Source organism: Sagittula sp. MA-2 (assembly GCF_030126985.1).
Taxonomy (GTDB): Bacteria; Pseudomonadota; Alphaproteobacteria; order Rhodobacterales; family Rhodobacteraceae; genus Sagittula.
Map to the genome: position 1 here is coordinate 284,612 of NZ_CP126148.1, position 19,558 is coordinate 304,169.

The window sequence follows — 19,558 nt, forward strand, 5'->3', positions numbered from 1 at the left end:
CTCTGGTTTTCATTTTTATGCAAACGAAAAAGCAGGCGGGCGGCTCAGGGCCATGGCGGCAGGTCCGGCGCATACCGGGCGCGCAGGTAGGCGCTGAGTGATTCGATCTGCGTCTCGCTCAGTTCGCCGCCAAAGGCGGGCATGTCGCGCAGGTCGATACTCAGCGGGGCTACAAGCCCGTCGCGGATCACGGTGGCCAGCGCCTCTGGCCCGGGGGCGCGAATGGCCATCGACTGGCCCAGCGGTACATGTGCGGCGGTCACGGTGCCGGCAATCGCGGGCTCGTGGCAGGTGGCGCAGGCGCTTTCGAACAGGCGATGGGTCGCGTCGGGCTGGGCGGGCAGCCGGGGGGCGGGGGTCTCCACCGGTTCGCCCTCGGTCAGCGACGCGAGATAGGTGGCCATTGCGCGTATGTCGGCGTCGGGCAGGGGTGCAAGGCTGTCGACCACGTCCGCCATCGGGCCGGAGGCCGCCGCCAGCCCCGGTGCGACGCCGGAGCGCAGATAGGAGAACAGGCTCTCTTCGTCCCAGCCGCGTTCGCCCGCCGGGCGACCGGCCAGCGCCGGTGCAAACCAGTTCTTGACCATCGCGCCGGACAGCGCGTCGGTGCCGCCCTGTTCCGCCCCAAGCGCAGAACGCGGGCTGTGGCAGGCGCTGCAATGTCCCGCACCCTCGACGAGGTAACGGCCGCGGTTCCAGGCCTCGGATTGCGCCGGATCGGCGGTCAGCTCGCCGGGACGGTGATAAAGCATGTTCCAGACCGCATTGGTTGGTCGGAGATTGGTCGGAAAGACCATCTGTGCCTGCGGCGCCTCGGCCCGGACCGGCGGCAAAGTCTGCAGGTAGCCGTAGAGCGCATACATGTCCTCGCCGCTCATCTTTGCAAAGGATGTGTAGGGGAAGGCCGGATACAGGTTGTGGCCGTCGCGGCTGATCCCCTGCCGCATGGCGCGGTCAAAGGCGGTGAAGCTCCAGTTGCCAAGGCCGGTCTCGGGATCGGGCGTGATGTTCGTCGTGTAGATGGTGCCAAAGGGGGTCTCGACCGCGCGCCCGCCCGCATTGGCGCTGCCGCCCTCTGCGGTGTGGCAGGTGGCGCAATTGCCAAGCGCAAAGACTTCGGACCCGCGTTGCAGCAGCGCGTCCGAGAAACTGCCCGCGCCGGGCGCCGGGGTGGCGGGGATCGCGCGCACCATCGGCAGAGCCACGGCCCCTGCGGTCAGCGCCCCGCCCAAGGCAGCAGCCATCGCCAGGACACGCGGCGGTTTGCGGCGTTTTTTCGCCGGGGTCAGCCCGGGCAGGGCAGGGGGGGTGACCTCTTGCGGGGCAATGCCCAGAGCGGCGCGCATCTTTTCCGGCGTAAAGGGCGCCTCGCGCATGCGCACGCCGGTCGCATCGAAGATCGCGCCTGCAATGGCAGCGGCAGCAGGCACCGCGGCGCTTTCGCCGACGCCCAAGGCGGGTTCCTCCGGTCGGGCGATCAGCAGGGTTTCTATCTGCGGCGTCTCCGGAAAGGTCAGGATCGGGTAATTGGCCCAGCTTTGCGGGGTGACGGTGATCTCGTCGAAGCTCACCTCCTCCTTCAGAACCCGGCTGGCGGTCTGGTGCACGTTGCCGTGGATCTGCTGGCGTACGCCGTCGGGGTTGATGACCAGCCCCTGATCCTGGCCGACAAAAACGCGGGTCAAGGTGACCTCGCCGCTGTCCATGTCCACCGCAACGTCGCAGACCCAGGCCGCGGCGGCCGCGGCGGTTCCCGGGAAAGTGCCGTGCACATAGGTGGCGTAGGCAAAGCCGCTGCCATAGGCCATGCGGCCTTCGCGGCGCATCCGGGGGCGCGTCCGCGTATCCCAGCCCGCGGCTTCGGCGGTGCGACGGATCAGGTCTGCGGCGCGGGGATCGTCGATATGGGCCAGCCGGAACTCCACCGGGTCCGTGCCGGCCTCATGCGCCATTTCGTCGATGAAGCTTTCATGCGCGAAGGTATTGGGCAGGGCAGACACCCCGCGCATCCAGGCCGCGCGCACGATGGGGGCCATGTCATGCACAGTGATCCGCTTGTTCGGGATGCGGTAGGGCGGCACGGTGGTGCGGTCGCCCATGTCAGAGGGGCGCGGCTCGGGCGAGACGGCGCCGGTGAGCAGAAGCGCGAGGTTCGGCGCGCGGTTCGAGGGATACCAGGTGTCTAGACTGTAGGCGTGCAGCGCCCCGTCCTTGAGCCCACCCGCAATGTCCATCAGTTGAGCGGCGCCTTTCGGCTCCCACAGATGTTCTTGCGCTCGGGTAAGCTGCACCCGCACCGGACGCCCCACCGCTTGCGCCAGCAGAAGTGCATCGCCACAGACGTCATCGGCACAGTTTCGGCCATAGCAGCCGGCGGCCTGATAGCGGCGGATCTCGATCGCCTCGGCGGGCAGGCCCGTCAGGGTGGCAAGGTCGCCGCGCAGCATATGCGGGTTCTGGCTGCCGGACCAGACGACGGGCCTGCCGTTGTTCCAGTCGGCCACCGCGCAGGACGGCCCTATCGAGCCGTGCAGGTGATAGGGCCAGACGTAACTACGCGACAGGGTAGTGTCGGCCTCGGCCATTTCTTTTTCGAAATCGCCGCTGCGATCGAGCGCACGGGGGGTGGCGGGCTGGTTGCGGATCGCATGGCGCAGGTCGCGGAGGTCAGGTGCGGACGGCGGCGTGCGCCACCGGACTGGCAGCGCCTCGGCGATGGCCTGTGCCTGGTCGGCGCGATCCGCGACCACGCCGAGGAAATCGCCCTTCCGGACCACGGCAATGAAGCCAGGCATGTCGCGTACGGCGTCTTCGTTCCAGCCAAGCAGGCTGGTGCCGATGAAGGGTCCGCTGTCGCGCCCTGCATAGGGCGGGCGCAGCACATGCCCGTGCACCATGCCCGCGACATCGACGTCATGGATGAACGTATGCTGGCCGATGACCTTGGCCGGCAAGTCCTGGCGCGGGGTCTTGTGGCCCACGATCGTGTAATCCGCCGGGGATTTCAGCGGTGTGGCAGGATCGAGCCGCAGCATCTCCTCACGCCCCTCCAGGAGCGCCTCGAAGGCGACCGATGTGTCCTTCCAGTGGACCATCCCGTCGCGGAGGGTGACGCCGTCTTCGGGAGCATTGAGCCGGCGGGCGCCCCGGGCGGCCAACTCACCGCGCAGCTGCGCGGCGGCCAGGCGCAGCGGCACAGCGGCGACCTGGATGGTTTCCGATGCGATGGTCGGCCCCTGATCCGGAGTGCGTGCGGTATCGCCAAGGATCACCTGCACCCGGGACAGCGGCAGTTCAGCCTCTTCTGCCACGATCTGCGCCAGCGCGGTCTGGATGCCGGTGCCCAGATCCACATGGCCGTTGAAGGCCGTGAGCACCCCGGTGCTGTCAAAGGTGACAAATATCTCGCGGCCTTTGTCGGTGTCGCGATGAACGGACAGGCTGCCAAAGGGATGGTCGGTCATGCGGTGGTGGCCTTAGCTGAAGCGGCTTGACGGTCCGGGCTGGCGGCGAGACGTTCGGCGGCGCGCTGCACCGAGGCGACGATTTCGGTATGGGTGCCACAGCGACAGAGGTTATGGGCGAGGGCGGCGCGGATGCGGGCCTCGCTCGGGCTGGGATCCTGCCGCAAAAGTGCCACGGCGCTCATGATCATGCCGTTGAGGCAATAGCCGCACTGCGCGCCTTCCTCGGCGATGAAGCCGGACTGCACGGGATGCAGTGCGCCGGTGTCCGGGTCCGCCAGCCCCTCGAGCGTGGTCACCGCGCGGCCGGCAAGTTTGCCCACCCTGAGCACACATGCGCGCGCCGGGGCGCCGTCTATCAGAACGGTGCAGGCGCCGCATTGGGCCATGCCGCAGCCGTATTTCGGCCCCTTCAGGCCGAGCTCGGCGCGCAAGACGTCCAGAAGTGTCCTGTGCGGGTCGAGTTCGAGGTTATGGGCCTTGCCATTGACCGCCAGATGCAGTGCACGTGTTGCGCCAGACATGATGCAGAGCTCCCTTGCTGGCGATCAGGAATCCAGAGGCATTCCTGATCGCCAAATGTATCTTTGCATGCACACGAACAAATTTTCACGTCCGGTGCAACGGTGTTCCGAAGGGCTTTTGTCTGTCGAGTCCTGTGCGCTGCCGGATTGCCCAAAATGTACGCACACATACAAGTTCTGGAGGGCGAAATGCATACCGGCGCCGGACGCTGGCCGGCTGCTGACTTGCCTCCACTGGCGAGCCATGTAAACGGTGAGAGCAAAGAGCTACAGCGGAAAGAGCAGGTCATGGCGCCCCGCCCCCCCGAACACACAGCGGAACAGGACAAGGCCGCCGACCCACAGTACGTGCTGGACGAGCAGGTCGGCTTTCTGTTGCGCAAGGCTTACCAGCGACACCAGACCATCTTTTCCGAGCGGATGATCGGGGGGCTGACAGCAACTCAGTTCTCGATGCTGTTTCGGCTCTACCAGACGCCCGGGCCGATCTCCCAGAACGCTTTGGGGCGGCTGGTGGCGATGGATGCGGCCACCACCAAGGGGGTGGTGTCGCGGCTTCAGATGCAGGAGCTTATCACCGCCGAGCGCGACACCGAGGACAAGCGGCGCTATATGCTGCGCTCGACCGCCAAGGGCAGGGCCCTGATCCAGGAGGCGCTGCCGGTGGTCATCGGCATCACCGAGGCTACGCTGGCACCGCTGACCAAACGCGAGAGCGAGACCTTCCTGCGTTTGCTCGCCAAGCTCTGCTGAGTCCGGGGTGAGCGCGGCCAAACCCGCCCGACGCAAGCCGGGACGCCCAAAGGACACCGACAGCGCGGACCTGCGCGACCGCATCCTGGACGCGGCAGAGCTGGAATTCGCCGCGCACGGATATAATGGTGCGCGGTTGCGGCAGATTGCGGCCCGCGCCGGTGTGAACCCGGCGCTGATCGCCTACTACAACGGGTCCAAGGTGGCGTTGTTCGAAGAGGTGATCCGCCGCAAGGGCGCACTGATCGCAGCGGCGCGCCAGGCCAATCTTGATGCGCTTCTGGCCCGTACGTCTGCGCCGCGCGTGCGCGAGATCGTGCGCGCCTACCTTGAACCGCAATGGGACATGAAGGCCAGCGGTCCGGGCGGAGCGGCATTCGTGCGGATTCAGGCGCGGCTGCATGCAGAGCCGGAAGCCCGCGCGCTCAACCTGCGGCGCGAGATCTACGACCCCACGGCCAAGCGGTACATCACTGTTCTGGCCAAGGCACTGCCGCATCTGACTGTCGAGGAAGTGAGCCTGAGGATGGCCTTCCTGGTGGGGACGTACCTGTTCATGCTGAACGACCTTGGACGAGTCGGCGATCTCAGTGACGGGCGCGTGCCAGCGATTGAAAAAGAGGACCTGCTCGACCACTTGCAACGCTTTCTGGCCGCTGGACTGCGCGCCGATTGATCTCAAGCCTTTAAAATTAAACGAGTTTACAAAAAGTATATAATTTAAACTTGTTTCGATACGAACAAAAAATTAAACATATGAGTAATTCGTATACAAACAGGTGCAGGACATGAAATCCTATCGGATCGGCCAGATCGTCCCCAGTTCCAACATCACGATGGAAACCGAGATCCCGGCGCTTCTGCGTGCCCGCGAAGCCATCGCGCCCGAGCGGTTCACCTTCCATTCGTCGCGGATGCGGATGAAGCACGTGACGAAGGAAGAGCTGGCGAAGATGGACGGCGACAGCGACCGCTGCGCGCTGGAGCTGTCGGATGCGCAGGTCGACGTGATGGGGTATGCTTGTCTCGTGGCGATCATGTCGATGGGCCACGGCTATCACCGGGTTTCGCAAGAACGCCTGCAGGGCGTGACCAAGGCCAACGAGGCCGAGGCGCCGGTGGTGACCTCTGCCGGGGCGCTGGTCGAGGGGATCAAGGCGATCGGTGCCAGGAAGGTCGCCGTTGTCGCCCCCTACATGAAGCCGCTGACCGAGATGGTCGTGGACTATATCCGCAACGAAGGCATCGAGGTGGTGACCTGGCGCGCGCTGGAGATTTCCAACAACCTCGCCGTGGCTGCCCATGACCCGATGAACCTGCCGGGTATCGTCGGGGAGATGGACACCAGCGGCGTCGATGCGGTGGTGCTGTCGGCCTGCGTGCAGATGCCGTCGCTGCCGGCGGTGTCGACCGTCGAAGCGCAGGTGGGCAAGCCGGTGCTGACCGCCGCGATTGCCACCACCTGGTCGATGCTCAAGGCGCTCGATCTGGACACCCGCGTTCCCGGTGGCGGCACGCTGCTGTCCGGCGCATACTGAGGGAGAAGATACATGGCATTCGGATACAACACCCACGCCAACGGCATCCGCCAGCACCTGATCCGCCATGAAGGCCCCGAAGGTGCGCCTGAACTGCTGCTGATCCCGGGCATCACTTCACCCGCGATCACCTGGGGCTTTGTCGCTGAACGCCTGGCCGAGCGGTTCGACGTGCATGTGCTTGACGTGCGGGGCCGGGGCCTGTCCGAGACCGGCGATCTGGATTACACGCTGGATGCCATGGCCGATGACGCTATCGCCCTGGCGCAGCAGATGAATAACCCCATCATCATGGGCCATTCCATGGGCGCACGCACCGCGATCCGCGCCAACGCCCGCGACCCCGAGGCGTTTGCCGGCTTCCTGCTGGTCGATCCGCCGATGAGCGGGCCGATGCGCCGGGCCTATCCGTCGAAATGGCCCTGGTACGGTGACAGCATCGTCATGGCCGCGAAGGGCTGTTCCATCGAGGACATGCGCGCCTATTGCCCGACCTGGACCGATGAGCAGCTGGCGCTGCGTGCCGAATGGCTGCACACCTGCCATTGGGGCGCCATCCGCATCGCCTTTGACGGGTTCCACACCGACGACATCCACCAGGACATCCCCAAGATCGCCAAGCCCGCCCGGCTGGTGATCGCCGGGGGCGCCACCGTGGTCGATGCCGACGACCAGGCCGAGGTCGCCAAACTCAATCCCGGGATAGAACAGCGCATCGTGCCGGATGCCGGGCACATGATCCCCTGGGACAATCTCGACGGCTTCCTCGACGCCGTGCTCGACTTCACCGCGTAAGACAACCGGAATTCAGGGAGAGACATGATGGACCAACAAAGCTTTACCGAGATCTGCCTGCACCAGCTGAAGATGTCCGGCGTCAAGTCCGACGAGCGGCTGATCGTGCTGACCCAGGGCAGCGAGCGGCTGGACTATGCCGATGCCTTCATGGCGGCGGGCCGCATCCTCGGCGCGAACATGTATCATATGCGCCTGCCCGCGCCGCCGGTTGTCGGCGCCTGGGCGGTGGGTCAGACCGGTCTGGCCGCGATGCCCGAGGCGGTCGAGGCGCTGAAGAACTGCGACATGCTGATCGACTGCATCTTCCTGCTGTTCAGCCCTGAGCAATTCGCCATCCAGGCCGCCGGCACCCGCATCCTGACCGCGGTGGAGCCGCCGGAGCTGCTGGCCCGCATGCTGCCCTCGCAGGAGCTGCGCGAGAAGGTGGAGATCGGGGCGGAATATCTGTCCAAAGCCAAGGTGATGCGGATCACCTCGCCGCATGGCACCGACGTGACCTACAAGCTCAACACCTACGAGACGGTGGCCGAGTACGCCTGCACCGACACGCCGGGTCGCTGGGACCACTGGCCGTCGGGCTTTGTCTTCACAGGCGGGGACGATGAAGGGGTGGACGGACAGATCGTCGTGGCGCCCGGCGATATTCTCTTGCCGCAGAACATGTATGTGCGCGAACCGATCACCTACACGATCGAAAAGGGCTGGGTCACCGATATCCGCGGCGGCCTCGATGCGGAGCTGGTCAAATCCTACATGGAGGCCTTCAACGATCCGCGCGGCATGGGGATGAGCCATGTGGGCTGGGGCATGAACCCCGATGCCAAGTGGCATGGTATGACCCCGGGCGAATTCCCGGGCGGCATGGGCATGGAGCCGCGCAGCTTCTACGGCAATGTGATGTTCTCCACCGGGCCGAACAACGAGCTTGGCGGACCGAATGACACCCCCTGCCATCTCGACATCCCGATGCGCGGCTGTTCGCTGTTCCTCGACGACGAGCCGATCGTGATCGATGGCGATCTGGTGGTCAAAGAGATGCAGATGGAGCGCGGCTGAGGCCGCGCAGGAGGACCAGGGATGTCTCAGGAACAGGTCTATTCCGATGCCGGTTTCGGCCAGCCGGTGCCGCGCGGCACACGCCCGGCGATTGTGGTGGTGGATTTCTCTTACGGGTTCACCGACACGCAATACCCCACCGCATCTGACGCAAGCGCCCAGATGGCCAAGACGCGCCGGATTTGCGATATCGCCCGCGACAAGGGCTTCCCGGTGATCTTCTCGACCATCGCCTTTCACCCCGGTGAACTGGACACCCTGCCTTGGCTCCGGAAAGCCACAGGCATGCGCGCTCTTGTCGAAGGATCGCGGCTTGTCGAAATCGACGCGGCTACCGGTGTCCAGCCAAACGACCCCATCGTCGTAAAGAAGGGCGCATCGTCCTTTTTCGGCTCGACTCTTGCGGCTCTGCTGACCGGCGCCAAGACCGATACGCTGGTCGTCTGCGGCGCAACCACCTCGGGCTGCGTGCGGGCAACTGTCGTCGATGCGGTACAATCGGGTTTCAACGTGCTGGTGCCGCGCGATTGCTGCGCCGACCGCGCCGCCGCCCCGCACGAGGCAAACCTCTATGACATGAACCAGAAATACGCCGATGTCACCGACGCGGCGGATATCGCGGCCTGGCTCGACAGCCTCGCCTGAGAGGCGCGTGCCTGAGCGGTCTTCGGGCCGACTGCCACCCTTCGACGACAGCCAATAAGTGGTGCGGAAAAGCACCCGACCGCAAACACCTCAACACACCAACGGGAGCACACACAATGCTACGTACAGTATCCCTATGCCTGGTGGGGCTGGTCATCCTGGCCTGCTACGCCGTGCCCTACGGTCTGCTTGGCGACACGCCAAGCTGGACCGGGGCCTTTCTGTTCTGGACCCTCGCAGGCGTCGCCATCATCGTGCTGAACGCACTGGCGACCGCCTCTTTCTCGGAGGATGAGCAATGAGCCAGTCGTTCATTTGGTACGGGATCGGCGCCTATGTCGTGATCTCGGTCATCGTCGCGTTGCTGTCGCGCGCGGGCAAATCAACCACCATGTCGGATTACTTTCTGGGCGGGCGCAGCATGGGCGGCGTTGTCTCGGCGCTGAGCTATTCCGCAACCACCTATTCCGCCTTCATGATGGTCGGCCTCGCGGGCCTGACCTACAAGGGCGGCGTCGGCGCACTGGGCTTTGAGATCGTCTATTTCGCGGGCGTCTCGCTGGTGGCGATCTTCGGCCCGCGCTTCTGGGCGGCAGGCAAGAAATACGGCTTTGTCACCCCGTCGGAAATGCTGGGCGCACGTTATGGCAGCCGCTGGGTCGCCATTGCGGCGGCTGTGGTGAGCTGCGTCTTCCTGATCCCCTATTCGGCGGTGCAGCTGTCGGGCATAGGCTACCTTGTCTCGGGCATGACCGAAGGCGGCATTTCCTTCGGGACCGGTCTCCTGATTGCCACCGTACTGGCGATCTTCTTTTCGTACGTTGCAGGCATCCGCTCGGTCATGTGGACGGACAGCCTGCAAGCGCTGGTGATGATCGTCGCATCGGCCCTGGTCGCCATCCTGGTGGTCAGCGAGCTTGGCGGGTTCAACGCCATGTTTGCCACCGTGGCCGAGCGCAAGCCCGAGATGCTGACCGTGCCGGGGCCGGGCTTGTTCAGCCTGCAGACGTTCATCGGCCTGACGATTCCGTGGTTCTTCTTCTCGATCTCGAACCCGCAGGTCAGCCAGCGTCTGTTCATGCCGGAATCCCTTGGCGCGCTGCGCCGGATGCTGCTGATCTTCCTGTGTTTCGGCCTGATCTACACGCTTGTATCGGTGATCTGGGGCTTCTCCGCTTTCGTCGCCTTCCCGGATCTGGCAAGCCCGGACCTGGCGACCTCGGTCCTGCTGGCGTCTGATTTCGTGCCGCCGGTGCTGGGTGTCATCGTGATGGTGGGCATCCTCGCCGCAGCGGTGTCGACCATCGACTCCATCCTGTTGACCCTGTCGTCCATGGTAGCGCGGGACGTCTATGGCAATGTCGGCGGCGATCAGTCCGATCACCGTCAGCTGTGGGTCGGCAAGCTGGTTATCCCGGTGATCTCGCTTCTGGCGTTGGGGTTCGCCGCCCTGGAGCTGAGCCTGATCTCGATACTGTCGGTAGCGGCCTCCGCTGGCCTCGTGGTCACCGTACCCGCCATCGTCGGCGCGTTCTTCTGGAAGCGCGGCACGGCTGCGGGGGCGCTGTCCTCCATCGCGGGGGGCGGTCTTTTCGTGATCGTGATGTATCTGACCGGCAACAAGCTCTTTGGCTATAACGCGGGTATTCTCGGTCTGCCGGTTTCCACACTGCTGTTCGTCGGCGTCAGCCTTGTGACCCGTGTCAGCAACGAGGTGACCGAGGGCTTCGTCGCTAAACGTGCATCCGAACCTGTCAGAGCCGCCGTCAACGCAGGCTGAGGCCTGATCTGACACCAGGACCGGCTCCGCCCTTTTCGGCGGGGCCGGTCCTCAAGTCGCGCCGATTGCCGCATCTTTATGACGGCTTCGATGGGGTAGTGGAACGCGCGCCTGCGGGTGGCCAAGGCGGACGGTTTGAATTTGGTCTGACTAACTTTCTGCGGCGTCATCGTCCCAGAGGGCAGCTTGCCACCTCGCCGGGAATATCTGACCGGGGCGCGGGCCGCGGGCAAACGGCTGCCTGCGTTCACCGCCACCCGTCCATTGGTGTCGGCGTGGGCCCCCCGGATCGCCCGGTCGCATCAATCTGGCCCCGACGGGCTTTGCGGCTGCGTCTGGCCCAGTTTGCGGGCCGAAGAGTTTGCCATTGTCCGGATGCACTGAGCCATCCACTGCAGTTCCTTTGTCCGCCTCCGGTTGGCCGCATGCACGAGGCTCAGGCGGACGGTGGCCCTTGGCACCATGGGCAGGGCGCAAAGACCGCGATGCCGGCCCTCTCCCAGCCCCATCGCATCCAGGATGGCGACACCGAGGTTTTGCGCGACGAAACTGATTGCCGTATTGGACTGCGAGATTTCAAAGGCGATCCTGGGCTCTATCCTGCAACTGCGCATTACGCGCCGGAACGCTGCTCCGACCGGCTGTGTCGTGCCGAGCGCGATCAAGGGCAAACCTTCGAGATCCGCAGCCGTAACGACGTCGCGCCCGGCAAGCGGATGGTCCGGATGCACAAGGCAGCCGATCTCCTCCTGGCTGATGGTCTCCGGACTTAGCCTGCCGTCGAAACTGGCTTCGTAGACGACACCGAGATCGGCCTGATCCTTGATCAACAGGTCGTTGACCTCGACCGTGGTTCTGGTCCGCAGCAGGACGTTCGCATCGGGAAACCGGCTTCTGAAGGCCGCAACCGCTCCGGGCATGATGTTCGAAGCTATGGCAGGATTCGTTACGATCTCGATCTGTCGGCTACGACGGTCCTTCATCATATCGGCCTGTCGTTTGACGGCGGAAACCTGGCGCAGCACCTGAGCCAGGTCGGGGAAAAGCTCATAGGCGTCCGGCGTCGGCACGAGTTTCTTCTTCTCGCGGCGGAACAGTTCGACGCCGAGGCGCTCCTCGAATGTGCGCAGCATCTTCGACGCGGCCGGCTGCGATATGTTCAGGGCATCGGCTGCAGCCGTCAGGGTGCCAAGTTCGATCGTGGCAACGAAAAGTTCGAATTCCCGCAGGCTTATCTGCATCGTAGGGACCTCTGCCAAACATGTCATAAAGGTTATGAACATGCATGAACATGCGATTGGACTTATCAAGTCGGGCTTTGCTACCCGTGTGGCAGGGATGGGAGAACCTGCACTATGAAGATCGACCGAATTGACGCCTATCTGCTTGGCTTCAGCCCGGAACCCGCGCTCGGCAATGCGCAGACCTTCATTCGCCGTCGTGATTTCATGCTGGTTTCTGTCGCGACTGATTGCGGCAAGACCGGATGGGGCGAGGTCTTCAATGCGCCTTTTGGCGCGGCGGCCTTTATCCGGGCAAAACTCGCGCCGATCCTCCTCGGGCAGCCGGTGGTGGACCGCATTCCGCTCTTCGAGAAGATGCGCGCCGTTCTGGCCTATGACCGTCGCGGCACGTCGCGCATGGCGCTGTCGGGGCTGGATATGGCGATCCACGACGCCGCCGGACAGGTCTTGGGGCTCTCGGTGGCGCAGCTTCTGGGCGGACCGCTCAGGCATCGAGTGTTTGCCTATGCGTCAGGTCCGTTCATCAGCGAGAGCGACGGCTATGACCTTTATGCGGATCAAGTCGAGGACTACCTCAAGGGTGGTTTCAGGGCCGTCAAACCAAGGGCCGGGATGGACCCGGTCAAGGATGGCAAGATGGCCATGGCGCTGCGAAAGCAGGTCGGTGACGACATCGGCCTGATGGTCGACATCAATCAGGGCTATACGCTCGCCGGGGCAATCGAGTCTCTGCGGCGGATGGAAGAAGCGGGCCTGATGTGGGCCGAGGAGCCTCTGCAGCCTGAAGACCTGAGCGGATACAAGGCCCTGGCAGGACGGTGCCGTACGGCTCTTGCCGGAGGCGAGGCGCTTGGCACACCTGCAGCCTTTCGCGACTATCTCGAAGCCGGGACGTTTGCCGTCCTGCAGCCCGATCCGACGGTCTGTGGAGGCTTTACCGGTTACCGTCAGATATCGGCGTTGGGGATGGCGTACGACACGCCCACGATCCCGCACAGCTTCGGGACAATCGTCAATGCGACCGCCTCGTTGCACCTTGCCGCGCTGGAGCCTGTCCGGCGCGGGGGCGGGCCTGCGCCTTACCCTTACGTTGAATACGACATGACGCCCAACCCCCTTCTGGCGCTACGTCCGATGCCACTGGACAGCAATGGTTCCATAGCTCTCTCCGATGCGCCCGGGCTGGGGTTGGACCTGAAGCCCGAAGAACTCGAGCCCTGGCTCACCGAAAGCTGGTCGATCGCCGCAGAATAGGGACGACCTGATCCTGCCCGATAGGGCGCATGGCAAGCAGTGGAGGAATTGCCTGATGACCGGATACAAGTTTCTTTTGATGGCCGGCGCGCTGAGCGCGCTGGCGACCCCGTCGATCGCGGAAAAGCTGACGCTCGGCCACCAGTTCGCGCCGGATTCCCTGCCGGGCCAGAGCGCCCAGCATTTCGCGGACCTAGTTTCCGAAAAGACCGGCGGCGATACCACGCTGACCGTGATTCCCGGTGGCGCCCTTGGCGACGAACGTGCAAACCTGCAGCAGCTGTCCAATGGCTCGCTCGACATGGCGTTGACCGGCACCATCGTGCTCGACTTCATGGCGCAGCCCTATGTGCTGGCCTCCATGCCGTTCGTCTATGACGATGCCTCGCATGTGCTGGCGGTTTTCTCCGGTGAAATCGGCCAGGAACTGGGCGGCTACCTCGCCGATAACCACCGCGTGAAATCGCTGGGTTGGCAATATGTCGGCGACCGCCAGCTGACGGCGAACGAACCGATTTCCGGTGTTGCGGATCTGGACGGCCTGCGGCTGCGTCTGCCGAGCGGCGAGATTTCCGCGAAGACCTGGCAGGCGCTTGGTGCGGATGTCGCCTCCGTCGCCTTTACCGAACTCTACCTCGCGCTCCAGACCGGAACGGTCGACGCGCAGGAGAACCCGCCGAACTTCATCCGTGCGCAGAAGTTCTACGAGGTTCAGGACTACCTGATCACCACCGATCACCGCCCGCAGCTGACCGGGTTCTTCATGAGCGCCGACATCTTCGGTGATCTGGATGAGGGGGCTCAGGCCGCGATTACCGAGGCTGCCGCAGAGACGGTCGCCTGGACCAGCCAACGTGCAGCGGAAATCCAGAAGGAAGATGTCGCCTGGCTGACCAGCGAAGGCGGCATGGAACTGATCGAGTTTGATCATACCGGTGTTCAGGATGCCATAAGGCAGATCCCGCAGGAGGTGCTTGGAGAGGACGGCATGGCGCTTTACGAACGCATCCGCGCGACCGAACACTGACACGATGCCAAAGAGTGGAGAGGCATTCACCATGAAACAGGTCGACAAGATCGCCACCATCGCAGCCTGCGCGATCTTCGTCGCCCTGTATGTGCTGGTGCTTGCCCAGATGCTCGGACGCAGCGTCGGTGTTTCTCTGCTATTTGCCGAAGACCTCATCTCGATCCTGTTCATCTGGTTCGTGATGGGGGGCGCGGTGGTGGCCTATATCCGGGATACGCCCCGGTGCTATTCGATAGCGGGTTCTCGTTGTTTCAGGGCGGAAAAGAACCGGCGCTGGATGTGAACGCGGCCGAGCCCTGGGGCAATGACGGGTTCGACCCGGCGCCGATCGAGTGGTCTTTCTCGGATCATATCGTCCAGTATCTGGTGAAACAGGACCCGACATACAATGTGCGGGAGTTGGGCATTTCGCCCGATGGAACCGTGCCGCGCGCGGTCGTCGAGGAGTTCGTTGCCATGACCGAGGCGGGCAATGGATCGGACCTGACGGCCACCCAGGCGTTCCTCGACAGCGGCAAGAAGATGATCCTCTATCACGGCTGGGGAGATCATGCGCTTTCGCCCTTCCGCACCACGCGTTTCGTCGATGATCTGATCCGTCGCGAAGGCAGCGAAGAGGCGCTGTCTGACAAGGCGCGTCTGTTTATGGTCCCGGGTATGGGGCATTGCCGCGGCGGCGCGGGACCGGACACCTTCAACACGCTGGCCGCACTGGAGGCCTGGGTCGAAGAGGGGCGCGCGCCCGAAACGCTCACGGCACGGAAATTCGATGACGAAGGTGTTGAGACGCGCGCGATGCCGCTCTGCACCTATCCGGCGCGCGCCGTTTACGACGGGACGGGCGACGTCAATCTTGCAGAGAGCTGGAGCTGCCAGAACGCCCCTCTGGGGATCGGAAGTGTCGGGATCTCTGCGGGCCTGCTGACCGGCGGAGAACCTACCCAATGACCGAGATGCGGCGCGTCATGGCGGCATACCTAGTTGCTATGGCCGCCGCAGCCTGGCCCTGCGCGGCACTTGCGCATGAGGCGGCGGGGGGCTTCATCCTGTTGATGCCGACGGAGATCTACATCCTCGGCGCGTCTCTGGCAGTGCTCGCGAGCTTTCTCATTCTGGCCGTCGTGCCCGCAGGGCGTTTTCACAGCCTTTACAAACGCGAGGCAGATCAGACCGTTGATGTGCGGCCGGGCAATGGGCAGGTGATCGTGTCCTGCCTGTCTTTCCTGTTCACGCTGTTCCTGCTCTATGCTGGGCTTGCGGGCAAGGACGATCCGCTGACCAATCCGATCACGCTCGGGGTCTGGACACTGGGCTGGATCGTTATGTCGGCGGTGGCAGCGATCTTTGGCAATCTCTGGCCCTGGCTGAACCCATGGACCGGCCTTCTGACCGTGCTGAGGCTGGGGCAAAAGCCGGTGCTCAAATTGCCCGCGCAGCTCGGCCACGGCATTGCCATCGCGCAGATGTTCTACCTGATCTGGGTCGATCTGATCTCGATCCGTGCGACCGATCCCGAGGCTTTGTTCCTGCATCTGATCTGGTTTCTCGGGCTGAATGGGCTTGGCATGGTCCTTTTCGGCATGACCGACTGGACGCGTCGGGCGGAGCCGCTTCATGTGCTCTATCACGCCCTGTCCGTGGTCTCGCCCTTCGTGCGTTCCTCCGATGGCTGGCGTCTGGTCCTGCCAGGGGCGGCAGCGCTGATGCGTCCGGTGCTGAGCCTCTCTGCCGCCGGATTCATCATTCTGATGCTGGCGGCCGGGACGTTCGACGGGGTGGTTTCGACCTTCAAATGGCTTGGATTTCTGGGTGTGAACCCGCTCGATTTCCATGGCCGGTCCACCGTGATCGGACCGAACACGCTGGGTTTGATCGTTGGTGGCGGTCTGCTGGCGACCATGTTCAGTTTCGCCCTCTGGCTGGGAGAGCGCATTGCCCGGACCGATGTGCCGCTGCGCACGCTGATCGGGCGCTTCGCCTATACGCTCTTGCCGATTTACGTCGCCTATATGCTGTCGCATTTCGCGACACGGCTGATCATGGATGCGCAATACTTGTGGGTCGTGATCTCCGATCCGCTGGGACGCGGCTGGGATCTGTTCGGCACGGCACACAGCCATATCACCCAGTCGATGTTCAACACCGAAGCCGGGGTGCATACGCTCTGGGCCTTCCAGACCATCGTCATCACGCTCGGTCATATCGTGGCGGTTCTGATGGCGCATGGGATTGCGCTTGAGATCCACGAAACGCCGCGCAAAGCCGTCCTGTCGCAAATCCCTCTGGCGGTCTTCATGGTGTTCTACACCTCGCTTGGCCTGTGGCTTCTGGCGTCGCCGAGAATTTGAGGCAAAGGGACGAACCACGCGCGCAAACCCCGAGACGGGATGGACGGGACAAGGCCGAATATACACCATCAATGGATGGATTTCACGAGAATCTCCGAATTGCGGCGCTTTCTCGACTGTAAAAACAATTGTGTACAAACAAATAAGCTTACACAAAGCACCAGAGTTCTCACCATGGAATACATCGAGTCTATCGACATTGCCGTCATCGGCGCGGGCCTTGACTTAGCGTTGACCTTCAGCTTTTCAGCATGCGCTCCGCTTGTATTGTAAGGTATAAATCGGGCGATTGTGTATTGCGTCCGACTGACCAGGTATCTGCTGTCCGTTTCGGGAAACGCATGCACCGTTCGCACGGCGAAGGCGCGAGGTGGCGTTCTGCGCGATCATCGCCGAAAAGGCCGCCTTCCTGAGCCGCCCGAAGTCGGCTGAGAACAAAAACTCCGAGTTGGTCGACCGTGACGACGATTTCCCGTTCTAACGAACGGGGTCTCCTCGGGCCCGGAGAACCAACCCGCCGGGTTCCCGCATTTACGGCCATGATCTGCGGTTCGATTACCGGTTCGGGGCTGCCGCAGTTCTATGTCATCAACGATTTGAGGAATGATCTGACTGACTCACCGGTTTCCTTGATCAGTTCGGCGCCACCGATGGCTTGGAAGCTCTTTGTCCTGGGCACTTCGATCCCCAAAGGCAGCCCGGCTGGCAACGCCTGGAGGTAGGCGGCGAGGTCGATTTGACCTTTTCCGGGCAGCAAACGTTCCTCGCGCGCTGCGTACAACAGCGTGGTTTCATTGTAGGCAGGCAGGACAGGCGCGTCGCACAGATGGGCGAAGCGCAAGCGTTCGGGCGGCAGCGCGGCAAGGGTGTCGAGCGAGGAGCCAGAGCGGTCGAAGTGCAGGCTGTCGGGCAGGACGCCGACACTTGGCCCGGCTTGCGTTGCAAGGCGCAGCGCGTCATCCACCGTACGGATATCGGTCCAAGGGAAGAACTCCAGCACGATACCCAGACCTCGCTGGCTCGCGGCGACCGACAAACGACCGAGGGTCTCGGCCATGCGTGCATGGTCAGGATCATAGGGCGCGGTGATGACTTCCCGCGCGCCCAGTTCGGCCCCGATGTCGAGGAACGGCAGCAGGGCGTCGACATCCGTGTCCGGCGTGATGCGCACGAACTCGATATCATGAACCGTCACGCCGGTCTCGCGCAGCGCCGCCCGTGTTTCGCGCAGCAGGTGCGCATCTTCCCAAAGCGGATAACCCGGTGATGTCGGTGTCACCTGCAAGAGGCGTAACCCGACTGCGTCGAAACCGCCATCGGCGGCAGCGCGGATCAGGGCCGGTGGATCGAGATCGATGGCAGTAAGGTGGGCCAGGGACAGAAAACGCATGTTCAGAAGCCTTTCGCTGCGTGTCGACCAGCGACGAACCCAAAAGTCAGGGCCGGTCCAAGGTTAATGCCGCCCGCCGGATAGTACCCGCCCATGACAGAAGACATGTCGTTGCCGGCGGCGTAAAGGCCGGGGATCGGCGCGCCGTTGTCGTCCAGAACCCTTGCATGTCCATCCGTCTTCAATCCCGCAAAGGTGCCAAAGCTGCCCGGCACCACCTTGACCGCGTAGAAGGGGCCGGTTTCGATGGGTGCAATGCAGGGGTTCGGCGTGACGTCAGGATCACCCTGCAGGCGCATATAAGGGGTCGTGCCGCGCCCAAAGGCAGGGTCTTCGCCCCGCCGTGCGCCTGCGTTGTAGGTCGTCAGTGTCTCGATCAACGCGGCCGGATCGATGCCACAGGCCTGCGCCAGCGCCTTTGGTGTCTCGCTTCGGGTCAGGTAGCCGTTCCTGAGCCAAGGCGACAGCGGCACCGGCGCGGGCCGCACGATGCCCAGACCATAGCGGCGGATGAACCGGTGATCGCAGATCAGCCAGCTTTCGGCGGGCGTACCGTCGGGGACCGAGACCAGCATGTCGCGGACATAGTCGTGATAGCCCAGGCCTTCGTTGGTGAAGCGCCGCCCGCTGGCCAGCACGCCGATCACGCCGGGCTTGCCGCGGTCGATAATATGCGGGAAGACCCCGGTCGAGCCATCGGCAAAGGGCACGCGCGACACCGGGCACCATGCGCCGGGGCTGACCAAAGTGGTGTTCTGCAGTGCGCCCGCACTTTCGCCCAGTCGCAGCCCGTCGCCCGTGGCGTGGGGCAGGGCAAGGGACAGGTGGTTCTCGGGCCACGGAAACTGGGCCTCACGACGCGTGAGGTCATGCGGAAAGCCGCCCGCCGCCAGCACGACGCCCTTGCTTGCGGTGACCTGAACAGCACCATCCGGGCCTGTCAGGGTCGCGCCTTTGACGTGCCCGTCTTGGGTGATCATCCCGGTCGCCGGATGCCCGGGCAGGATGGTCACGCCTTGATCCAGTGCCGAGCGCAGCAGACGCGCGACAAGGGCATTGCCGTTGCGCACCTGCATCCCGCGACCGAACCGCGCCAGTTCCAACATATGCCGCGACAAACGCCGTGCCACATGCAGCGCCGACCCCACCGACCGCGTTGCCGTCATGAAGGCGCGCAGGTCCGGCCCGGCCTGAATCGTCATGCCCCAGAAGGTCGTTTCCTTCATCGGTTTGCGCAGCAGCTCCACCGCGTCTCCCAGATCGCGTGCGTCATAGGGCTGCGCGATAACCGAGCGGCCACCCATACCCGCGCCGGGCAAGTGGCTGTAGGTATCTGGGATCTTTGCCCCACATTCGAAGGCAAGCGCGGTGTTGTCTTCGAAGAAACCGACCATTTCCGGCGCGGCAGCCAGAAAGGCATCGACCAATTCGGCATTGAACGCGTTGCCCAGGACGGCTTCGAGATAGCGGCGCGGCTCTGACGGGTCTTCGACGATGCCGTTGCGATGCGCGACCGGGTTGCACGGCGCCCAGATCCAGCCGCCGGACCACGCCGTCGTGCCGCCCACCGTTGCGGATTTCTCTGCCAGTATGACTCGCAATCCGTGATGTGCCGCCGTTACAGCCGCTGCCAGACCCGCCGCGCCCGAGCCTATCACCAACAGGTCGCAGTCCATGTCCATGCCGATCCCCCCCTTTGCTGACGCAAACTCGCGGGGTGGGCGGGTAACGTCA

The 19,558-nt window shown here is 63.8% G+C and carries 18 protein-coding genes; 13 read left to right on the forward strand and 5 right to left on the reverse strand.

Annotation, left to right across the window (positions count from 1 at the left end; translation table 11 throughout):
• Positions 1 to 44 precede the first annotated feature (44 nt).
• Positions 45 to 3,464, reverse strand: a complete 3,420-nt coding sequence (locus tag QNI11_RS24870) for a molybdopterin cofactor-binding domain-containing protein (protein ID WP_283983747.1) — start codon at positions 3,462 to 3,464, stop codon at positions 45 to 47.
• A complete protein-coding gene (locus QNI11_RS24875) occupies positions 3,461 to 3,988 on the reverse strand; it encodes a (2Fe-2S)-binding protein (protein WP_283983748.1) in 528 nt (175 codons plus the stop codon). Before QNI11_RS24875 ends, QNI11_RS24870 begins: the two co-directional genes overlap by 4 nt.
• A 189-nt stretch (positions 3,989 to 4,177) precedes the next feature.
• Between QNI11_RS24875 and QNI11_RS24880 the strand changes: the two genes are divergently transcribed.
• The 8 genes from QNI11_RS24880 to QNI11_RS24915 all read left to right on the forward strand — a co-directional run bounded on the left by QNI11_RS24880 (position 4,178) and on the right by QNI11_RS24915 (position 10,558).
• Positions 4,178 to 4,741, forward strand: coding sequence for a MarR family winged helix-turn-helix transcriptional regulator (locus QNI11_RS24880; protein WP_306418236.1), 564 nt, complete (start codon positions 4,178 to 4,180; stop codon positions 4,739 to 4,741).
• Positions 4,742 to 4,748: 7 nt separating this feature from the next.
• A complete protein-coding gene (locus tag QNI11_RS24885) occupies positions 4,749 to 5,417 on the forward strand; it encodes a TetR/AcrR family transcriptional regulator (RefSeq protein WP_283983749.1) in 669 nt (222 codons plus the stop codon).
• A gap of 160 nt (positions 5,418 to 5,577) precedes the next feature.
• A complete protein-coding gene (gene ndpH / locus QNI11_RS24890; protein WP_157815104.1) occupies positions 5,578 to 6,279 on the forward strand; it encodes a maleate isomerase in 702 nt (233 codons plus the stop codon).
• A 12-nt stretch (positions 6,280 to 6,291) separates the two neighbouring features.
• Positions 6,292 to 7,074, forward strand: coding sequence for an alpha/beta fold hydrolase (locus QNI11_RS24895; protein ID WP_283983750.1), 783 nt, complete (start codon positions 6,292 to 6,294; stop codon positions 7,072 to 7,074).
• A gap of 27 nt (positions 7,075 to 7,101) precedes the next feature.
• Positions 7,102 to 8,133, forward strand: a complete 1,032-nt coding sequence (locus tag QNI11_RS24900) for a leucyl aminopeptidase (protein ID WP_283983751.1) — start codon at positions 7,102 to 7,104, stop codon at positions 8,131 to 8,133.
• Positions 8,134 to 8,154: 21 nt separating this feature from the next.
• Positions 8,155 to 8,778 (forward strand): isochorismatase family protein, encoded by a 624-nt coding sequence (locus QNI11_RS24905; protein WP_283983752.1) that lies wholly within the window; start codon positions 8,155 to 8,157, stop codon positions 8,776 to 8,778.
• A 116-nt stretch (positions 8,779 to 8,894) separates the two neighbouring features.
• Complete coding sequence (locus tag QNI11_RS24910; RefSeq protein WP_157815087.1) at positions 8,895 to 9,080, forward strand: hypothetical protein; 186 nt, start codon at positions 8,895 to 8,897, stop codon at positions 9,078 to 9,080.
• Positions 9,077 to 10,558 carry a sodium:solute symporter family protein gene (locus tag QNI11_RS24915; protein ID WP_283983753.1) on the forward strand — a complete coding sequence of 494 codons (1,482 nt, stop codon included), beginning with the start codon at positions 9,077 to 9,079 and terminating at the stop codon, positions 10,556 to 10,558. The genes QNI11_RS24910 and QNI11_RS24915 overlap by 4 nt, the downstream gene beginning before the upstream one ends.
• 302 nt (positions 10,559 to 10,860) lie before the next feature.
• Here the strand turns inward: QNI11_RS24915 and QNI11_RS24920 are convergent, their stop codons facing one another.
• Entirely contained in the window at positions 10,861 to 11,799 is a 939-nt protein-coding gene (locus QNI11_RS24920; protein ID WP_283983754.1) for a LysR family transcriptional regulator, read from the reverse strand.
• A 114-nt stretch (positions 11,800 to 11,913) separates the two neighbouring features.
• On the opposite strand from QNI11_RS24920, the gene QNI11_RS24925 reads away from it, so the two are divergent.
• Genes QNI11_RS24925 through QNI11_RS24945 form a run of 5 tightly spaced genes read left to right on the forward strand, consistent with a single transcriptional unit; the run spans position 11,914 to position 16,434 of the window.
• Complete coding sequence (locus QNI11_RS24925; protein ID WP_283983755.1) at positions 11,914 to 13,056, forward strand: mandelate racemase/muconate lactonizing enzyme family protein; 1,143 nt, start codon at positions 11,914 to 11,916, stop codon at positions 13,054 to 13,056.
• Between the two features lie 55 nt (positions 13,057 to 13,111).
• Positions 13,112 to 14,083: a TRAP transporter substrate-binding protein gene (locus tag QNI11_RS24930; RefSeq protein ID WP_283983756.1), complete on the forward strand. Its 972-nt coding sequence runs from the start codon at positions 13,112 to 13,114 to the stop codon at positions 14,081 to 14,083.
• Between the two features lie 31 nt (positions 14,084 to 14,114).
• Positions 14,115 to 14,369: a hypothetical protein gene (locus tag QNI11_RS24935; RefSeq protein WP_283983757.1), complete on the forward strand. Its 255-nt coding sequence runs from the start codon at positions 14,115 to 14,117 to the stop codon at positions 14,367 to 14,369.
• The gene (locus QNI11_RS24940) at positions 14,333 to 15,034 is read left to right on the forward strand and encodes a tannase/feruloyl esterase family alpha/beta hydrolase (protein WP_283983758.1); all 702 of its coding nucleotides are present in this window, start codon (positions 14,333 to 14,335) and stop codon (positions 15,032 to 15,034) included. Before QNI11_RS24935 ends, QNI11_RS24940 begins: the two co-directional genes overlap by 37 nt.
• On the forward strand, positions 15,031 to 16,434 hold the full coding sequence (locus QNI11_RS24945) for a hypothetical protein (RefSeq protein ID WP_283983759.1): 1,404 nt from the start codon (positions 15,031 to 15,033) through the stop codon (positions 16,432 to 16,434). Before QNI11_RS24940 ends, QNI11_RS24945 begins: the two co-directional genes overlap by 4 nt.
• A 580-nt stretch (positions 16,435 to 17,014) precedes the next feature.
• Here QNI11_RS24945 and QNI11_RS24950 read toward each other — a convergent pair.
• Positions 17,015 to 17,824: a sugar phosphate isomerase/epimerase gene (locus tag QNI11_RS24950; RefSeq protein ID WP_283983760.1), complete on the reverse strand. Its 810-nt coding sequence runs from the start codon at positions 17,822 to 17,824 to the stop codon at positions 17,015 to 17,017.
• 2 nt (positions 17,825 to 17,826) lie between these two features.
• Positions 17,827 to 19,506, reverse strand: coding sequence for an FAD-dependent oxidoreductase (locus QNI11_RS24955; RefSeq protein ID WP_283983761.1), 1,680 nt, complete (start codon positions 19,504 to 19,506; stop codon positions 17,827 to 17,829).
• Positions 19,507 to 19,558: the final 52 nt, after the last annotated feature.